The organism is Ruegeria sp. HKCCSP346 (genome assembly GCF_017872595.1).
Taxonomy (GTDB): domain Bacteria; phylum Pseudomonadota; class Alphaproteobacteria; order Rhodobacterales; family Rhodobacteraceae; genus Ruegeria.
On sequence record NZ_JAEDOT010000014.1, the window covers coordinates 1 to 19,005 of the forward strand.

The 19,005-nt window shown below is 56.1% G+C and carries 15 protein-coding genes and 4 pseudogenes; 11 read left to right on the plus strand and 8 right to left on the minus strand.

Annotated features, from left to right (window positions below):
* Nucleotides 1-99: 99 nt before the first annotated feature.
* Nucleotides 100-1,014 (minus strand): LysR substrate-binding domain-containing protein, encoded by a 915-nt coding sequence (locus I9185_RS19960; RefSeq protein ID WP_210093907.1) that lies wholly within the window; start codon nucleotides 1,012-1,014, stop codon nucleotides 100-102.
* A gap of 145 nt (nucleotides 1,015-1,159) precedes the next feature.
* Here I9185_RS19960 and I9185_RS19965 point away from each other — a divergent pair, with 145 nt between their 5' ends.
* From I9185_RS19965 to I9185_RS20005, 9 genes and pseudogenes are all read left to right on the plus strand, one after another.
* Nucleotides 1,160-1,654 (plus strand): TRAP transporter small permease subunit, encoded by a 495-nt coding sequence (locus I9185_RS19965; protein ID WP_170745487.1) that lies wholly within the window; start codon nucleotides 1,160-1,162, stop codon nucleotides 1,652-1,654.
* On the plus strand, nucleotides 1,651-2,949 hold the full coding sequence (locus tag I9185_RS19970; protein WP_171725126.1) for a TRAP transporter large permease: 1,299 nt from the start codon (nucleotides 1,651-1,653) through the stop codon (nucleotides 2,947-2,949). Before I9185_RS19965 ends, I9185_RS19970 begins: the two co-directional genes overlap by 4 nt.
* 36 nt (nucleotides 2,950-2,985) lie before the next feature.
* A complete protein-coding gene (gene dctP, locus I9185_RS19975) occupies nucleotides 2,986-3,978 on the plus strand; it encodes a TRAP transporter substrate-binding protein DctP (protein ID WP_171725127.1) in 993 nt (330 codons plus the stop codon).
* 74 nt (nucleotides 3,979-4,052) lie between these two features.
* Nucleotides 4,053-4,364 carry a (2Fe-2S)-binding protein gene (locus I9185_RS19980; RefSeq protein WP_171725128.1) on the plus strand — a complete coding sequence of 104 codons (312 nt, stop codon included), beginning with the start codon at nucleotides 4,053-4,055 and terminating at the stop codon, nucleotides 4,362-4,364.
* Nucleotides 4,351-5,748 carry an NAD(P)/FAD-dependent oxidoreductase gene (locus tag I9185_RS19985; RefSeq protein WP_171725129.1) on the plus strand — a complete coding sequence of 466 codons (1,398 nt, stop codon included), beginning with the start codon at nucleotides 4,351-4,353 and terminating at the stop codon, nucleotides 5,746-5,748. The genes I9185_RS19980 and I9185_RS19985 overlap by 14 nt, the downstream gene beginning before the upstream one ends.
* A complete protein-coding gene (locus I9185_RS19990; protein ID WP_210093908.1) occupies nucleotides 5,745-6,860 on the plus strand; it encodes an FAD-binding oxidoreductase in 1,116 nt (371 codons plus the stop codon). Before I9185_RS19985 ends, I9185_RS19990 begins: the two co-directional genes overlap by 4 nt.
* A gap of 14 nt (nucleotides 6,861-6,874) precedes the next feature.
* Nucleotides 6,875-7,219, plus strand: coding sequence for a RidA family protein (locus I9185_RS19995; protein ID WP_171725131.1), 345 nt, complete (start codon nucleotides 6,875-6,877; stop codon nucleotides 7,217-7,219).
* Between the two features lie 177 nt (nucleotides 7,220-7,396).
* Nucleotides 7,397-8,076 (plus strand): annotated as a pseudogene (locus I9185_RS20000) (IS6 family transposase).
* Between the two features lie 47 nt (nucleotides 8,077-8,123).
* Nucleotides 8,124-8,273: pseudogene (locus I9185_RS20005) on the plus strand (IS6 family transposase); the annotation flags it as partial.
* Between the two features lie 186 nt (nucleotides 8,274-8,459).
* Here the strand turns inward: I9185_RS20005 and I9185_RS20010 are convergent.
* From I9185_RS20010 to I9185_RS20035, 6 genes are all read right to left on the minus strand, one after another.
* Nucleotides 8,460-9,488 (minus strand): histone deacetylase family protein, encoded by a 1,029-nt coding sequence (locus I9185_RS20010; RefSeq protein ID WP_171725132.1) that lies wholly within the window; start codon nucleotides 9,486-9,488, stop codon nucleotides 8,460-8,462.
* A gap of 3 nt (nucleotides 9,489-9,491) precedes the next feature.
* On the minus strand, nucleotides 9,492-11,585 hold the full coding sequence (locus I9185_RS20015; RefSeq protein WP_210093909.1) for an ABC transporter permease subunit: 2,094 nt from the start codon (nucleotides 11,583-11,585) through the stop codon (nucleotides 9,492-9,494).
* A 1-nt stretch (nucleotide 11,586) separates the two neighbouring features.
* Nucleotides 11,587-12,651 (minus strand): ATP-binding cassette domain-containing protein, encoded by a 1,065-nt coding sequence (locus I9185_RS20020; protein WP_348539755.1) that lies wholly within the window; start codon nucleotides 12,649-12,651, stop codon nucleotides 11,587-11,589.
* A gap of 65 nt (nucleotides 12,652-12,716) precedes the next feature.
* A complete protein-coding gene (locus tag I9185_RS20025; RefSeq protein ID WP_348539756.1) occupies nucleotides 12,717-13,655 on the minus strand; it encodes an ABC transporter substrate-binding protein in 939 nt (312 codons plus the stop codon).
* A 22-nt stretch (nucleotides 13,656-13,677) separates the two neighbouring features.
* Nucleotides 13,678-15,435, minus strand: a complete 1,758-nt coding sequence (locus I9185_RS20030) for a choline dehydrogenase (RefSeq protein WP_171725135.1) — start codon at nucleotides 15,433-15,435, stop codon at nucleotides 13,678-13,680.
* A 20-nt stretch (nucleotides 15,436-15,455) separates the two neighbouring features.
* Nucleotides 15,456-15,815, minus strand: coding sequence for a cupin domain-containing protein (locus tag I9185_RS20035; RefSeq protein ID WP_171725136.1), 360 nt, complete (start codon nucleotides 15,813-15,815; stop codon nucleotides 15,456-15,458).
* A gap of 120 nt (nucleotides 15,816-15,935) precedes the next feature.
* On the opposite strand from I9185_RS20035, the gene I9185_RS20040 reads away from it, so the two are divergent.
* Both I9185_RS20040 and I9185_RS20505 read left to right on the plus strand, forming a co-directional pair.
* Nucleotides 15,936-16,877 (plus strand): LysR family transcriptional regulator, encoded by a 942-nt coding sequence (locus I9185_RS20040; protein ID WP_209835586.1) that lies wholly within the window; start codon nucleotides 15,936-15,938, stop codon nucleotides 16,875-16,877.
* Between the two features lie 193 nt (nucleotides 16,878-17,070).
* Nucleotides 17,071-17,439: pseudogene (locus I9185_RS20505) on the plus strand (tyrosine-type recombinase/integrase); the annotation flags it as partial.
* A gap of 328 nt (nucleotides 17,440-17,767) precedes the next feature.
* Here the strand turns inward: I9185_RS20505 and I9185_RS20045 are convergent.
* Nucleotides 17,768-18,947 (minus strand): annotated as a pseudogene (locus I9185_RS20045) (IS3 family transposase).
* Between the last annotated feature and the right edge of the window lie 58 nt (nucleotides 18,948-19,005).

Here is a 19,005-nt window from a genome sequence, read left to right on the forward strand (position 1 = left end):
CGGTCCACACGGATCGCCAAGCACTCCCGGCTGTACTCATCGATGACGTTGAGCGCGCGGAAAGTACTCAGAGAGCAGTTTTGCGCGCCGCAGAATGTCTTAAAACTGCCGGTTTATTGCTTGAAGAGCAGTCTCCAGTCGCCGGATAAACTCACTCGCCAATGCGGATGGGGGACGATGTGCTGGTCGCATGATTGAGACGTTTAGTATGACATGTGGATGGAATGCTCGAAAAACGACCGGCCTGGGTTCAGACCGCATGTTGACATATCCGGCTGCGGTAATTGGATCGCAGATACAGTAACAAAGCCCCTTTTCCACCAAAGTTAGAGCCGGGTTAAAAGTTCTAAGCTCGAACCGTTGGTCAAAACTGGCTTTTTGGCTGGCGAATGCCCTCTGAGTTGCGATCAGATTTGGATGCCCTTCTTGCAGCCCGGCCATCGGAAGGCCCGACAGATGGTGGGCTTCTACCTTGGCCAATTCAGTCAGTGGGTCATCTGCTGGGATTGCGCAAACGCATCTCATGTCGAAATCGACAGTATCAATCGCTGCTGTGGCTTTAGGTGTCTCACCCAGTCCAATGTCATATTGCTGAGAGGCTATCCATTCCTCGATAACGGGTGAGGCACGCATCATCAGTGACGCCTTTACGTCTGGTTTGTCCAGCAGAAACTCACCCAGTAGCTGCGGCATCAACAGGCTGCTGGCCGCCGGCATGCAGGCTATGTTCAGTCGCCCTTTCGTCAGCGCTCCGATTTCGCGCATTGTCCGGGTTGAAAGCGAAAGGCGATCCAGGATCGCTTCAGCCTCGGTGATGAAGTACTGGGCTTCCGGCGTAGGGGCCATTTTCCCGCGCTGCCGCCGGAATAGGGCGATGTCCAGTTCGGCTTCGAGATTTGCAATCAGTGCGCTGACGGCTGGCTGAGTCCGCCCGAGGATTCGGGCCGCTTCAGACACTGATCCTGTTCGCATGACTTCGCGGAAGGCCTGTAATTGGCGGAAGCTGAGATTCATTTGCCTTTGTTAATCCTTAACTTTTCATCGCCACATAAAGTAACTTTATTTAAAGATCAATTTAATCGTTTTGACTTAATAATCCGTACCCCTGATTTTTCCCATCATGAATGCGCTGCCTGTATTCGCCGTGATGGAGGGGGAAATGACACGTTTTTCAAGTGTCCTGCTGACGGTTCTGATTTGCCTTGTTGCTCTTGGGCAATTTGTGCAGGTGATCACGCGCTATGTGCTGGAGATCCCCGTCATGGGGCTGGAAGAAAGCCTGCTTTACCCAACGTTGTGGCTGTACATGCTGGGGGCGGTCAACGCGTCGCGCGAGAACACGCATATCCGCGCCAATGTGCTGGAGATCTTTCTGACCACAGAACGTCAGCATCAGGTTCTGGCGGTTATAGGTGAAGTCATCAGCCTGATCGTTGGCATCTGGTTGACCACCTGGGCCTGGGATTTCACCAAATATTCGATGCGGGTCTGGCGTGAGAGCCCGACATTGTATCTGCCGACCTTTTATGTCGATGTCGCTTTGTTTGTCGGGTTGGTTCTGATGATGATCTTCACCGCTTGGCATCTGCTTATGCACCTGCGCGCACTGTTTTCCCCCCTTGCCGAACCTGCCGTGGAAGGAGGTCTGAAATGATCGAGATTGCGCTTTTTGCTGTATTGATCCTGGTTATCCTGCTGACCTTGGGCGTACCGCTGCCCTATTGTTTCGGTGCGGGTCTGATGGTGATGTATTTCGCCGGAGACGTGGTCATGAAGGGCAATATGCTGTGGGGGTTCCAGCAGTTGGGCAACCCGGTGCTACTGGCCATTCCGCTGTTTGTTCTGGCCGGGACAATCATGTCCGTCTCAGGCATCGCTGCCAGCCTTCTGAATTTCGTCAATATATTCATCGGTCACCTGCGGGGCGGTCTGGGAGTGGTCGCTACAGTGTCCTGCGCCCTCATTGGAGCCATATCGGGTTCGGGCCTGACTGGCGTCGCAGCAATTGGCCCTTTGCTGATCCCCGAGATGGAGAAACAAGGCTATCCCCGCGAATACGCGACGGCGCTTATTGCCAACGCCTCGCTGTTGGGTCTGCTGATCCCGCCCTCGGTAACCATGATCGTCTATGGCTGGGTGACAGACACCTCAATTCTGGCCTGCTTCCTTGCTACATTGGGTCCCGGTCTGCTGATCATGGCCAGCTTTTCGGCGGTCAACATCCGCATGGCCCGCAAATTTCCCCTACAGCTGAATGAGCCGCCGAAAGGGAAGGCCTTTGTATCCGAGGCGACCTCGCTCGGTCTTAAGGCCACGCCCGCGTTGTTGATGCCGGTGATCATTCTGGGTGGTATCTATGGCGGTATCATGACACCGACCGAGGCTGCCGCCGTAGCTGTGATCTATGCGATCCCGGTAGGTTTCCTGATTTACAAGGGGCTGGACATCAAAACCTTTTTCGGTGCGGGCAAAGAGGCTGCGACCTCGGTCGGTGCGATCATGCTGATGATCTTGTTCTCGATGATCCTCAGCCAGATGTTTGTTCTGGAAAGCGTCCCTCAGGCCATCGTGCAGGCGATCTTTTCAGTGACCGAAAACAAAGCCCTGCTGCTGGTGTTGATCAACATCCTGTTGTTCCTCGTCGGAATGGTCGTGAATGATGTCACCGCCATCATCCTGATCGCGCCGCTGTTGCTGCCGCTGATGCAGGCCATCGGCGTCAGCCCGATCCAGTTTGCCGCGATCATGGGTGTGAATACCGCCATGGGCGGCGTGACCCCGCCCTATGCCTCGATCCTTTATCTGGGTGCACGCATCGGCCAGGTGCCGGTCACCAAGGTGATCCGCCCGGCCATGACCCTGATCCTGCTGGGATATCTGCCTGTCGTCTTCCTGACCAGTTTCTGGCCTGACCTGTCGATGTGGCTGCCTCGCTTCTTTGGCTACTAAGCCGACCACTTCATCATTCACGGAGGAGACTTATCCATGATGAACTTTCTGAAATCCACCTGCCTGGCTGCGGCCGTTGTCGCAACTGCAGGCATCGCTGCCGCCGACACGCTGAAGATCAGCCATATCCGACCTCAGGGCGCGACAATCGACAATGAACTGCGTGCTTTCGCTGAGGAGCTGAAGGCTGCCACGGACGGCTCTCTGGAACTGAACCTGTTCCCGGCATCTGCTCTGGGGGACTACACGTCTGTGCAAGAGCGTATTTCGGTTGGTGCCATCGACATGGCCGTGCAGCCCGCCGCCACAGCGGTTGATCGCCGTATGCAGATCTCGGCTTTCCCCTATGTTGCGGCAAACTGGGACGAAGCGAAAAAGATCTATGGCCCCGGCGGCGCGATCCATTCGGCGATGAAGGATCTTTATGCGAAGCAGGACATCACCATGCTGGCCGCCTATCCGGTGTATTTCGGCGGCGTTGCCTTGAATACCGACGCGGTGAACCCAGGTGATCCGACGGCCGCCAAGGGGATCAAGGTCCGTGTACCCGGTATCAAGAGCTTCCAGCTGACTGCAGACGCTCTGGGCTATATCTCGTCGCCCATTCCGTTCTCGGAAGCGTTTACTGCCGTGCAGACCGGTGTTGTTGACGGTGTCGTCGGTTCGGGCGCTGAAGGCTATTATGCCTCGTTTCGTGATGTGACGACGTCGTATGTGCCAGTGAACACGCATTTTGAAGTTTGGTACATGATCATCAACTCGGGCACATTGGCCGATTTGAGTGATGAAGATCGGGCTGCTCTGGAATCCGCGGCGCTGGCGTTCGAAGCTAAGCGCTGGGAAACCGCTGAGGCCGATCAGGCCGCGTTCGAGCAAAAGCTGGCCGACAATGGCGCAACCATCGTCTCGCTGACGGACGAAGAGCTTGCTGCCACCGCTGCTCATGTACGTGCGCAGGTCTGGCCTCAGGTCCTGGAGGACGTGGGGCAGGATTGGGGTCAGTCCATCCTCGACAAAATCGGCGAATAACCGATCAGACCCTGCGGTCGGGCAAGGCGCGCCTCTCCCCGTGCCTTGCCCGGCCAACCCACGGAGATCAGCTTATGTTCAGATCCTTGCAAGACAATGACCACGATCTGGTGACGCTGGTCGTTAATGGTCAGCCGTTAACCGCGCGCAAAGGTCAGTCTGTCTGGTCCGCGATGGCCGTGGCCGGTCAGATTGTGACCCGTAAGGCGGCCCTGTCGGGTGACGAGCGCAGTGCTTATTGCGCCATGGGCGTCTGTTTCGAATGCATGGTCGAAATTGATGGGCTTCCCAATCAGCAAGCCTGCCTGCGTCGGGTCGTGGACGGGATGAGCGTTATGACACAAGACATTACCGAAGACACCGAGGCAACTGATGAAAGCTTTTGATTGTGCGATCATTGGGGCTGGCCCGGCCGGAATGTCAGCCGCCATTGAATTGGCGCGGGCTGGAATTGATGTGGTTGTGCTGGACCGGGCTGAACGGGCAGGGGGGCAGATCTATCGCTCTGCGGCAGATAGTCCCTTGCCGGATGCAGCACCCCTGGGGCCGGAATATGCGGCAGGTGCTGATCTGATCACTCGCTTTGAACAATCCCGCGCGACACATCTTGCCGGTGCCGATGCATGGCATCTGGGGGATGATGGCCGTATTCTGTTCTCATATCAGGGCGAAACACGTGAGTTGCACTGCCGGGAAATGTTGTTGTGCCCCGGGGCAATGGAGCGGCCCATGCCGATCCCGGGCTGGACCTTGCCCGGTGTCATGACCGCTGGTGCAGCGCAAGTGATGCTGAAGTCGGACGCAGTTGTAGCAGACAGGGCTGTCTTTGCTGGATCGGGACCGCTGTTGTACTTGATTGTGGCACAGTATCTGCGCCTCGGCGTGTCTGTGGCCGCTCTGGTCGATACGACTCCGCGACAACATTACATTGATGCCGCGCTTCTTATGCCGCGCGCCCTACGGCAGGTCGGACAATTTCGCAAGGGCTTGTCTTTGTTGCGGGAAATCCACGTTTCGGGTGTTGCCACCTACCGACATGCCGAAAATCTGGAGGTGATCGGCGATGAAAAAGCCTCTGGGCTGCGATTTGTGTCATCGGGTCAGCGGCGTGAGATCTTGGCCGATACCGTATTCCTGCATCACGGCGTTCAACCCAATCTGAACATGACCCGAGCAATGGGGTTGGATCATCATTGGAACAGCGAGCAGATGTGTTGGCAGGTCACTGTTGACGATTTCTGCCAGAGTTCGGTTGCGCATGTTTCGGTTGCTGGCGATGGGGCTGGGATTGCAGGTGCTGATGCCGCCTGCGCTGCTGGGCGTGTGGCTGCTCAGAACATTTTGGTTCACCTTGGCCGAATTTCCCAGACGGACAGGGATCAAAAAGCGCACGCTGATCTGAATTTCTTGTCCGCCCTGAAACCGTTTCGCCGGTTCATCGACCGCCTGTACCGCCCAACCGAGGCGCTGAGATTGCCGCGCGATCCCGACACTCTGGTGTGTCGTTGCGAAGAACAGTCTTTGGGCGATTTGCGAGCGGGGTTCGAACAAGGCGCGCGGGACTCGAATGCGCTGAAATCCCTGACCCGATGTGGAATGGGGCCGTGCCAGGGAAGGCAATGTGGCCATGCCGTGACTGGCCTATTGGCAAAGTGGCGTGAGGAAAGCCCCGAAGCGGTTGGATATTACCGCCTGCGCAGCCCGCAACGCTTGTTGACCCTGGATGAGCTGGGCCGATACGACACGGTTCCGGCGGAGGCTGCGGAATGAAGGCGGATGTTCTGATTATCGGCGGGGGTATTCAGGGTTGTGCAACCGCGTACCATCTGGCCCGCAAGGGTGCCTCAGTTATTGTGGTCGAAAAGGATTACTCCGGTCGGCATGCTTCGGGCGTCAACGCGGGCGGAGTGCGGCTGCTGGGCCGGGATTTGGCTGAAGTCCCTTTGTCCAAAGCATCTATGGAGATGTGGCAGACACTGGATGAAGAGTTGGGTCACGATACCGGATTTCGGCGCCAGACACTGGTGAATATCGCGGTGGATGAGGCAGATCTGGCGAGTGCGAAGGCCCGCGAGGTCAAGATGTATGACGCAGGATATACGCATGAACGGATCATCGATCAGGTTGAACTCAGGGAACGATTGCCTCATGTGAATCCCAATTGCGTTGGCGGCGTGATCTCGGAGCTGGACGGGTATGCGATCCCCTTCAAGGCAACATCTGCGTTTCGCCTGGCGGCAAAAAACTATGGCGCTCTGGTGATCGAAGGCGAAGAGGTTAGGTGCCTCCGCCGCGTGGGCGATGTGTGGCTGGCGCAGGGCACCCGGCACAGGTTTGAGGCCAAAACCGTCGTCAATTGCGCCGGGGCCTGGGCGGATAAAATCGCTCTGATGATCGGTGATAACGTTCCCCTCAGCCATGCCGCACCGATGTTGATGATCACCGCCCGGATGCCGCATTTCGCCAAGCCTGTCGTTGGGGCGATCAGCCGACAGCTGAGCTTCAAACAGTTTGAAAACGGTACCGTCCTCATTGGCGGTGGCGCCAAGGGGTTCGCTGATCGCGACAATAATCGCACACGGCTGGACTATGCCAAACTTGCTGCTGCGTGCCGCACTACAACCGAGTTTTTTCCGATTATGCGCAAGGCCAGTATCAACCGGATGTGGGCCGGGTTGGAGGCTTATATGCCCGACAATCTGCCCGTGATCGGCCCGGCCGCAAATGCCCCGCGTGCATTCCACGCATTCGGGTTTTCAGCGCATGGATTTCAGATGGGACCTGTTGTGGGGCAGGTTCTGGCGGATCTGGTGACCGGTGGCCAAAGCCGCTTCAATCTATCGCCCTTCCGCATAGACCGATTTGACCGCAAGGTCCTGTAATGGAGATAACCGACATGACAATCACCCGCATCGAAACCGGCCAACGCATGAGCAAGATCGTCAAGCACAACGGCGTCGCTTATCTGTGTGGCCAAACCTCGGATGCCACAACAGCTGCGGATCAAACCCGCGAGATTCTGGCCAAGGTCGAGGACCTGTTGACCAAGGCCGGCAGCGACAAGACCCGCATCCTGCAATGCGTGATCTGGCTGGCAGACATGGCGGATTTCGCCGAGATGAATGACGTTTGGGATGCTTGGGTACCGCAAGGTCACGCCCCGGCCCGTGCCTGTGGCGAGGCCAAGCTGGCGCGTGATGTGCTCAAGGTTGAGATGATCGTCACTGCGGCCTGCGACTGAGCAGGTTGCTCCGCTTTTAATTTGCGCCCTGTTCAGCCGTTCTGAACTTTTCAGGATGTGTTCACGCTCAAGCCCAAGGCGAACAGCGCCCCGGATCTTGCCGTGCTTCAGGATCACCACCTGCGCAAAGGCGTGATGCACATCACGGGCAATGAGTTTCACGACCAGGGTCGGTCCATGATCTCTTTCAAAGGCGCGCAATATCCGAAGGACGTGATCCTGTTCGCGGTGTTCTTCTACGTTCGATAAGGTGTTTCATACCGTGACCTGGCGAAAATCATGGGTGAGCGCGGTGTTTCCGTGGATCACACCACGCTGAACCGTTGGGTAACGCAATACTCAGGCGCCATTGCCGAAGTCGTGCGTCGACGCAAAGGACCATGTGATTCCTCGAGGAGAATGGGCGAGACTTACATCAAAGTGAAAGCCGCGTGGGTCTATCTCTACTGTGCCGTCGACAAACACGAAAAAACACTTGATGTCATGCTGTCCGAGCGGCGCAACAAACCAGCTGCCACGAAATTCTTCGCCCGGATGCTGTAGCTCAACGGCCTACCGCGAAAGATAGTCATCGACAAAAGTGGCGCAAGCACCGTTGGCATCAAGGCCATTAACAAGATGTTAAAGGGGTTTGGCTGCCCGATCCCGATCGATATGGTCAGGCGCAAATACCTCAATAACATCATGGAACAAGATCACAGCTTCACCAATAGGCGAACCCGTCCGATGCTTGGCTTCAAGTCCTATATCTCGGCCGCAGCAACTCTGGTCGGGATCGAAGTCGCGCACATGATCCGCAAGGGCAACACACGCGCGGACTCTGTCCGTTCCAACAATTCGCTAGGCTAGCATATTAACGCTGGTGCGATCACTGAAGTAGCTCGCCTGGCTGAAATCTTTGCAACGGAACCGGATCAGACCCATGCTGGGATTCAAATCTTTCGCTTCAGCCGCATCTGCCCTGGCAGGCACAGAACTGATCAACATGATCCGCAAAGGTCAATTCACACCCGGGCTCCAACCGTTTCAGCAATTCGCCCAACTGGCAGGATAAACTGCTCACCAACTCCACTGATGCTCTGTCTTCTAAAAGGTTTGCGACAGAACCCTTGGTTGGTCAAAAAAGGGAAGATCATCCCGTTCATTCATCTGATTGACAAATCGGAACACAGGGACGGCACAGTCATGCATTATCAATCGACTGTCGTGGATCCCTGAATGCCTTTCCGGTTACCAATCTCTAATGGGAGTACCCTTTTATGACATTGGCGACATTTGTGCCCAAAGCCTCCATCGCGTATCCGCCTTCCATGATAAACTGTGTGGAAAGGTCCAGAGCCCGGATCTGGCGCCCGATTTCGATGTAATCCGGGCTGTGCAGTTCGAATCCGCCAACGGGATCGCCCGCGAAACTGTCCACTCCGAGGGAAATCACAAGCACATCGGGGGCATAGTTGCGGGTCCTGTGTAGCGCGATTTCCAACGCTTTGCTCCAAGCGCGGAAATCGGTTCCACGCGGCATCGGAAGATTCAAATTATACCCCTTGCCCGGACCGAAACCGGTCTCGGTGTCATAGCCCATCAAAAAGGGGTACTCGTCCTCCGGCCGACAGTGGAGCGACGCAAAGAACACATCGGCCCGGTCATAGAAGATGGCCTGCGTCCCATTCCCGTGGTGATAGTCGATGTCCAGGATCGCCACACGCTTGGCCCCCTTGTTGCGGTGCGCCTGCGCGGCGATCGCAGCATTGTTGAGATAGCAATAGCCGCCTGCCATATCCTGCGAGGCGTGGTGCCCGGGCGGACGGCAAATGGAAAACACGGCTTGTTCTCCATCTTGGATCAGATCAACCCCTGTCAGGGCAATATCCTTGGCGGACCGGATCGCCTGCCATGTCCCTTTGACAAAGGGCACACATACGTCGAACGTATAGCAGCTGAGCATCGAATGCACCGAGGCGTTCGGCACCTGATCCATCCCGCGCATCCCAAAGGTATAGGCAGTGGCAAAACCGCCGGTGCCGAATTCGTCTTCCCATAGCGGATAACAGCGTTCCAGAAAGCTGACGAAAGCAGGGTCATGAACCTGATGCGCCACGTCCAGCCCATAGGTGGCTGGCGGGATGACATCCGTGAACCCGGCTTCGGCAAGCGCGGTCATGATCATATTCATGCGCTCGGGGCTTTCCGACATGGGTATCATCTGGTCATAGCGCATTTCCTTGGCACCGGCATGATCGCGATGATCGTCTGAATAGATCAGTTTCATGGCTTATCCATTTACAAAATGATTTTGGTATTTGCGCTGCCAGGCTTGGCAAAACCGGTCCGCCGTGATCGCGATGACGGCCATTCCTATCCCGGCCACTAAGCCCTGACCAAAATTACCGGCAGAAAGACCGATATAGACCTCTTGTCCCAGCCCGTTTGTCCCGACCAGTGCCGCAATGACCAGCATTGCGATGCCAAACATGATCGACTGGTTCAGCCCCAGCATGATGTTTGGCAGGGCCAGCGGCAGCTTGACCAGAAACAACATCTGTACGCGTGTTGTGCCCAGACTGGTTGCGGCTTCCGTCACGGTTTTAGGCACATGCCGAAGCCCGTGTTCCGTGTAGCGGAATGCCGGCACAAAGGCGTAAGAAACAATGGCCAGAAGCGCGGTGAACTCTCCGATCTTGAACACCATGACAATGGGGATCAGCAGCACAAAGGGTGGCATTGTCTGTAGCGTGTCGTTGACAGGCCGCATGATGCGCGAGAACCAGTCATACTGCGCCGCCGCCGCACCAAGCAATGCCCCGATGACAAAGGAAAGACCCACTGCGATCGAGCAGAGATAAAGCGACAGCATTGCCTTGTCCCAGCTGCCCGACACCAGAAGAAAGGTAAGCCCAAGCAGGGTTCCGGCTGCAAGTCGGCCCCCTCCCAGACGATAGGCGAAATAGGTGAGGATGGCGATCAGCGCCAGCCAGGGCATATCCGTCAACCCGATATAGAACAGCAGCCCACCCAACGGGACCGTCACGGCCAGACCCGGACGCTTCCGCTGCCAGAGCCACGCGGTGCCGAAGACCAGCAACGCGACATAGGCCACTGTGTGCCAGATTGTCATAGCGAACCCCCAGGTGAACGGGCTGACCGTTTTGTCGAAACCAATTTTCAGGGGCAGCATAACAAAGAAGAGGCTGGCATTCTTGACCGCGTCCACCAAGGGTTTGAGGTTGATTATGAACCATGTGATCGCGCGATTAAGTGGTTCCGCCAGATCAAACTGCCAAGTTTCAGGCCATTGCGCCAGAAACGGAACGACCTGCGCCACAGCCAGAGCCAAAACCACGACCCCGATCAGACGCAGTGGAAAGGCGTATCGCTGCAACGTTGTTTTCCGGGTCAGCGTCACACCTTCGCGCTCGGCCAGACCAAAAGTGATCCGATCCAGGATCATCGCCATCAGGGCAATCACGATACCGGCCACCAGACTTTCACCAAACTGCGCTTTGCGCATGGTCGACAGAACCTCCCAGCCGATGTCGGCGGTGCCGCCGATGATCGAAGCAATGATTACCATCGAAAGCGATGCCATGGTGGTCTGGTTGATCCCGATCAGAATCTGCCGCAACGCAGTCGGGAACCGCACGCGCCAGAACAGCTGGCCTGGGGTGGCGCCGGACATGAGGCCGGACTCGATGATATCGGAGGGCACGCCGCGCAGCCCCAGAATGGTATTCCGCACCATGGGCGGGAAGGCGAACAGAATAGAGGCGACCAGACCAACAACCGGCCCGAAACCAAACAGCAGGAGGATCGGCAATAGATAAGCAAAGGCTGGAATAGTCTGAGAAATATCCAGCAGCGGGATGATGACGCGCTCGGCTCGAGTTGAGGCATAGCCCCACACCCCAAGAGCAAAGCCGACCAGAACGGCCATCGGAACCGAGATGAAGACAAGAGCAAAGGAATTCATCGCTTCTTCCCACAGGCCAACGCACAGCACATAAATCAGGCTGAGCACCGTAAACACTGCCAGATCGCGCCCGCCCGCCCTGTAGCCGATCATTGTTATCGCCGCGACGAAGGCGCTCCATGGCAGCCAATGCAGCAAGGCACGCACCCAGTCCATGGGATAGGTGAAAAGCAACGTGATCACTTTGAAGAAGGGTTCGAAATTGGCCACCACCCAATCCATGATGACATTCAGGACATCCGTGATCGGCAGTTCCAGCGCGCCAGGGAATTTCGCAATCCAGGGCACTTGCCCCATAAGAAGGACACAGAGCAGCGAAAACACAATGACTGCTGGCCATCCAAAGGGTTGTTTTTGCAATTTGCCCGGATTGCTCGTTATCGCAATATCGCTGGGCATTTCACACCTCCCCTGAGGAAGCGGCGAGTGTTTTCATGAGTGAAGCAGGCGTCACGACGCCAAGAACACCTCCGTCGGCCCCATCGACAACCACCCCCTTGGGGCTGCGGACAAGTTCCGTGATGAGGGCTTCGGCCACCATCGCGCCCGGAACATGCGGCAGGTCGCCGATGTCGCCTTCGGGTGGGACCACGCAGGCTTCGGCCCGCATGACACGGATACGGGGAACTTCGCTAGTGAATTGTGCGACATAGTCATCGGCGGGATTCAGTATCAGATCTTCAGGCGTTCCAATCTGTACCACCTTGCCATCACGCATGATCGCCATGCGGTCAGCGATGCGCAGCGCTTCAAGAAAATCATGAGTGATGAAGACGATGGATTTGTGCATCATCTTCTGAATACGCAGAAATTCATCCTGCATTTGTCGTCGGATCAAAGGATCCAACGCCGAAAACGGTTCATCCAGAAACCAGACATCCGGCTCAACCGCAAGCGAGCGCGCGATGCCAACCCGTTGTTGCTGCCCGCCTGACAATTGGCCGGGAAAGCTTGACTCACGCCCTTCGAGATCGACCAACTTGATGACACGCTGGGCATGTTCAAGCTGTTCAGCAAGCGGCATCCCCTGAAGTTTCAGCGGAAAGGCTACGTTTTCAAGAACCGTCAGATGCGGCAGAAGCCCAAAGTTCTGAAAAACCATGCCCATCTTGTGGCGGCGGATGTCGATCAACTCTCGGTCGGATTTCGCCAGCAGGTTCTCTCCGTCCAACAGGACTTCGCCATAGCTGGCATCAACCAGCCTGGACAGACAGCGAACGACCGTCGACTTGCCCGAACCCGACAGGCCCATAATCACGAAGATCTCGCCCACATGGACATCGAAACTGACGTCTATGGCTGCTGGAACATGGACTTCGGACCGCATGCGGTCAGCCAGTGCATCACGATCTATCTGATAGCCGGAGGTGTCAAAGTAGTATTGCGGCCGGGGGCCATAGACCTTCCACAGATTGCGACAGGAAAGCTTTACCGCGCGTTCCTCTGGTGACTCGTGCTGTCCCACAGCAGATCCTCTCATATTGTTAACGCCCGGCACCCTGTGCCGAGCGTCAAAGGCATCTGAACGACTTAGTTAATCCAGACCGACCATTGGTCTTCGTTGTTCGTGATCCATTCCTGAACAACCACTTCCAGCGGTCTGCCGTCCTGATCTACGGCAAAGATCATTGCGTTTTGATCTTCGTTCGTCAGAGCGAACTGCTCAAGAAGCGCCGCCGCTCCGGGCCAGGTTTTCGCCAGCGAATTGGAGGCGATTTTCTTGACCGAAGCCTGAGCGAACCCGCAGGCTGTCTCGCGCTGCTGGTCTTCTTCGACGCACTCTCCGTCAATCGGGTTCCACTCAACCCAATTCATATCAACTTCGGCAAAGATCCAATGCGGTTGCCAGAACATCATCAGAATAGGGTCTTTGGACGCCAGTGCGCTTTTCAGTTCGGCCACCATTGCACCTTCGGAACCGCCGGGGACCGGTACGAAAGGCAGGCCAATCCCTTCGGCAACGGACTTGGAACGGGTGCCCCAGTCCGCCGGGTAAGTGATCAACCGGCCATCGGGGAATGTCTCGGCTGTGGCGAACGCCTGCGCACAGTCGAAGAGCGCCTGATAGTCGGGTAGGCCGGGGCACTTTTCAGCCATGTAGTCAGGGTACATCCAACCTTCTCGGGGGATGAGGCCCAGTTCTCCCATGTCGACAATCGCACCTGATGCCAGACCGTCGGTGTAAACGTCTGTGATGGAATTGTCCCAAACCTCGGGATTGAAATGCAGCTCATTCTGGGCCAGCGCGGTAAACTGTGGCAGACCGCCTGCGGTCACCAGCTCGACGTTGTAGCCCTTTTTCCTCAAAAGTTCCGCTGCAATGTTGGCTGACAGGTGCTGTCCTGTCCATTCATTGACCGCAATTTTGATTGGTTCTTCGGATTCAACCTCGGCAGTTGCCATAGATGCGGCCAGCATTGCAGCCGACAGGACCAGCGCGGTTTTCAGTTCTTTGACACTTTGTTTCACGTATTCTCCTCCCTGAGAGTGTTCAGTTTGTGGTTTCCAAAAGCGCTGCGCGCAAACTCTCGCGTTCGTTGGCATAATCATGGCTGATGTCCGGCGAACGCTGGCGGGTGCTCCAATTTGGATCGGCCAGCAACGGCGCGTCTGTAGCTTCACCCAGCGTTTGCCCGAGGATCAGATCAGCAGCCCGTTCCGCCAGCATGAGCGTGGGGGCATTCAGATCCCCCGCGGTCGCCTGCGGCATGACCGAACTGTCTACAAGACGAAGGCCATCCACACCTTTGACCCGCATGGTCAGCGGATCGACGACCGCGCCGTCGTCCGTCCCCATTCGGCACGTCCCGCAGGGGTGATAGGCGCTCTCGACCTTTTCCTTGATGAACTGGTCGATGCACGCATCGCTTTGGTGGTCATCCCCCGGTGCGATTTCCCTGCCCCGATACGGGGCAAAGGCCGGTTGGGCAAAGATCTCACGGGTCAGGCGGATGCAGGCGCGCATTTCCAGCCAGTCGTCTTCGTGAGTCATATAGTTGAAACGCACGCGCGGCGGTTCTGAGGGGTCCGCGCTGCGCAGTCGGACCCAACCCCGGCTTTTTGAACGCTTGGTTCCGACATGGACCTGGAATCCGTGGCCATCAGCCAGGGACTTGCCGTCATAGGAAATTGCCAACGGCAGGAAATGGTACTGGATATCGGGATAGATGATCCCGGCCCGACTGCGTATGTGCCCACCGCTTTCAAAGTGGTTGGTGGCCCCAAGTCCCCCCTTAGTCAAAAGCCAGCGCGCACCGATCATCGCCTTGCCCAGCAGCGACATATGCGGAAACAAAGAGACAGGCTGTGTGCATTCCTGCTGCAGATAGACCTCAAGGTGGTCCATCAAATTTTCGCCCACGGCATCATTCGCTGCGATCACCTCGATCCCATGCTTGTCCAGTTCCTCTGGTGGCCCGATCCCGGACCGCTTGAGGATGGTGGGCGACATGATGGAACCGGCGCTCAGGACAACATCCCGCGTGGTGCGAACGATTTGAGAGGTGCCTTTTCGGGTGAACTTGACCCCTACCGCCCGGCGACCTTCAAACACAATGCGTTCGACAAGCGCATGAGATAGAACACGGACATTGCCCCGCTTGATCGCGGGATACAGATAGCCCACGGCGGCACTGGCACGTTTGCCGCCGCCGACCGACATTTCCATCGGGCCGACGCCTTCATGCTGGCGCTCGTTCATGTTGGGGCTGACGGCATAGCCCGCCTCGCGGCCCGCTTCGACAAACGCGGAATAGAGAGGATTGCTTTCCTTGCCTCGTGTCACCGATATCGGACCCTGCGTGCCGCGCAAGGGACCGCCGCCTTTTACGTTCTCAAGGCGCTGGAAATAGGGCAGGACATTGGCCCAGTGCCAGCCTTCGGCCCCGCGCGCGGACCACAATTCGTAGTCCATCGGATTGCCGCGCACATAGCACATCCCATTGATCGAAGACGACCCGCCCAACCCTTTGCCGCGCGGCAAGTTCATGACACGCCCGTCCAAACCGGGTTCCGGTTCAGTCCACATGCCCCAGTTGAAGCGTTTGGTGTTCATCGGAATCGACAGCGCCGTCGGCATCGTCACGAACAGTGATTTATCGCTGCCGCCAGCCTCCAGCACCAGAATCCGAAGCTTGGGATCCGCGCCCAACCGGTTGGCCAGAACACAGCCGGCCGAACCTGCGCCAATGATCACGTAATCATAGAACCCGAGGTCACTTGATCCGTCGTTGTTGTGGACACTGTTCATGCAAACACATCTCCGCCGGATCAGTCGATCATCACGTAGTATTTCAGCATGGGTTCCGTCTGCTTCCAGTATCCCCGGAACCCCTTGGGCACGAGGAAGGCATCGCCCTTGGAATAGGTTTCCGAGAACTCTTCGTTTTCGAGTGTGACCGAGCCTTCGATGACATACATGAATTCGTGGCAAGGATAGGATTCATAGAACTCTGTATAAGCAGTGGAACGCCAGACGCCGGCGCGAATACCAGGAGTTTCGTTCTCAAAGTAAATGTGATCCAACCCAAGGGGCTGCTCAGTAAGAAGCTCAGCCGTCTCCAACGGTATGTCAGCTGTGGTTTTCCAACCTGTCGGTCCGTTAGCTTCAAATTTTATGGGGGTATTCATGTGGTTTCTTCCTTAGTCGGATCATCTTTGCGATGATGAATTTCGGCGACGTTAGAAGGCAAATGCTCAAAGGTGAAATTACTATTTGTGCCGTATAGAAACCTGAGGTTACCATAGGCCATGCAAATCAAACCAACTTTGACCTCATTGCGCGCCTTTGATCTTTTTGCTCGGACGGGCACGTTGACCGAGGCCGCGACCGTTCTGAATGTCACACGCCCAGCCATAAGCAAGCAGATCAAGGAATTGGAAACGATCACGGGCTGTCAGCTGGTTTCACGCGCCGGTCCCAACGTCACCCTTACCGCGCAGGGGGCCGAACTGGCCGCAGGACTTCGTCAAGCTTTCGATCTGATTTCAGCAACGACCGAACGCCTTACCGAAAGCGACCTTCGTTCAGATTCCGTGCGCGTCCTGGTCGAAAGAGATTTCGCGTCATCCTGGCTTGCTGAGAAAATCGGAACATTCCTGATCGACCATCCCGGTATTTCCGTTGAGATTATCGCCGAACGCAATGGGCGGCTGCGGAATGCAGAAGACTTTAGTTTTCGGATATTCTACGGACCACAAGGAAGTTTTGAATCTACGGATCTTACAGAGGAGTTTCTGTGCGACTGGATCGACATCCCCCTCTGTACACCGGAATATGCCGCAAGACACATAAGCGACGGTGGTCAGTATCAAGATGCGCGCTTCCTGCTCGACAAAAACTACAACCCCTGGGACCAATGGTTTGAAAAAGCTGGCATTGGAAGCCCCGGAGAATCTGCCGCCTTTACCAGCTTCAATGAAACCTCCCTATGCCTTTCAGCCGCGCTTTCAGATGCCGGAATAACCATTGGCGATAGTTTCTTGTGTCTTCATTCCATCGAAACCGGGCGTTTGATCGCCCCCTTTAAAATCGGTTCGCGTAGCACCGAACGTTATGCGATCTGCCGCCCTTCGGGGCGTAAGTTGTCGGCAAGTGAACTTAAATTCAAACAATGGCTGGTCCGCGAAATCGAAGAGTTCGAAAAAAAGGTAGATCGAGTCATTCGGCGAAAAGGGATCAAAGTGATTTGACACTCAATGAAAACACAACCGCTTGGTCGTGCTGCCCAAGTAGGCGAAGCTATGTTTGCTATGATCGTTCGCAGGCAAATCGGTTATGACAGAGACCGATGCAGCTTCATCCACAATAGCGGACGTTTTTACGAAACGTATTGTGGCGCACCAATCAGGCTCAGCCAATTCGACAAGGCTCCCAAGCCTGAGAAAGACCAAGCGACCAGTCCAGTTTGAGCCGACGGTAAACACGCGCGAAACCGTCTTGGCCTGGGTTAAATTACCCGAGTTGTTTGCGTGCCGTTTCATGTTCCCCAGCCGGTTCCATGACCGCCCACACATCTCAACCCGCCAGTATGGACGGCTTGTTTGAGACTGGGTAACTGCGATTGGCCTAGAACCGAGCGGGTACGGCACGCACACGCTCTGCCGGACAAAGGCAGCAAAGATATATCGAAAGACCGGTAACATCCGTGCGGTGCAACTGTTGCTCGGCCATACTAAGGTTGAAGGCACTGTTCGCTATCTCGGCGTCGAATTGGAAGACACCCTGAGCATCGCTGAGCGCATCGATATTTGAGCCACCTTGCCGAACAGTCCAGCCGTTCGCCATTCCAAAGCCGGTATCTGTTTCTCATGCGGCTTTGGCCGGTGCTGAGCCCGTACCGGATCTGTTAAAAATGTGCTGAACGAGCAAAGTGGTAGAACAATTCTGCACCGGCATGGAAAACCGGTCTGCGCTGCAGCGAAGATCTCGGCCATTCATGCAAGGTGCAGCGAATATTGAAGCCGTGAAACTGCACGGTGCGGGACAGAACCGCCGCTCATTTCACCTGACAACAGGTATCTATTGTAAGGGCTGTTGATCTATGTTTGAGCAGCCTCATCTGACTGGTCCAAGTTGATTGTTAGTGCATCATCGGCCTGTGATCCATCGGGACGATGGTTTCGGGCGCTGGCGGGCGATAGCCCAGAGCATTGTGGGGGCGTTTTGTGTTGTAGTGTCTCCTCCATTGTTCGATAAGAATTTGAGCTTCGCGCAGGCTGTAGAAGATCTCACCGTTGAGCAACTCGTCCCTGAACCTGCCATTGAAACTTTCACAGTATCCGTTCTCCCACGGGCCGCTAGGTTCGATGTAAGCCGTCTTGGCGCCGACGGCGGCGATCCAGTCTCGGACGGCCTGGGCGACAAATTCCGGCCCGTTATCCGAACGTATGAAACCGGGTGCGCCACGAAGGATGAACAGACCCGTCAGGGCATCGATCACGTCGGTCGAGTTCAGTTTTCGCTTCACTTTTATCGCAAGGCACTCCCGGCTGTGCTCATAAAGGATGTTCAGCGTCCGAAAAGCTTTGCCATCGTCGGTTCGGCAATGAACGAAGTCATAGCTCCATACATGATTGCGATACTCCGGCCTCAGCCGAACACACGACCTATCGTTCAGCCAGAGCCGTCCTTTCTTTGGTTGTTTCATTGGTACTTTCAGCCCCTCTCGCCGCCAGAGCCGTTCAATCCGCCCATCACTGACAGACCATCCAGCCTTTCTCAGCAGCGCTGTGTTCCTGCGATAGCCATATCGCCCGTATTGACGGGTCAGCTCAATCATGTCGGCCACCAGCCGGTCTTCGTCTTCGCGACCTTGTGGGACCCGTCGCTGCGTGGACCGGTGTTGCCCCAGCACGCGGCAGGCGCGTCGCTCAGATACTTTGAGCTGGCTGCGGACATGATCGATGCAGGCACGACGACGAGCGGGGCTCAGTAGGGCCTCGCGTTCAGGCCTGCAAATCATCCACTGGATGATTTACTTTACGGCCTTCATCCTTTGTGGCTTCCGTCAGGATCAGTTTGTCCAACGTCAGATCTGAAACCGCGCGTCTCAGTCGCTCGTTCTCTTTCTGAAGCCGTTTCAGTTCTTTCAACTGGTCTACGCCCATTCCGCCGTACTTCTTTCGCCAGCGGTAATAGGTTTGTTCAACAACGCCAATCTGTCTGATCGCATCGAGACGGGACATGCCTTGCCCCATCAGAACTTCAACCTTCCGAAACTTCGAGACAATCTCTTCGGGCTTCGGTCGCTTGTTTGCTATTCGTGGTCCTCTGTTTCCTAAACATAACGGTGGACCAGTTTAGTTGGGGAGGCTCAGT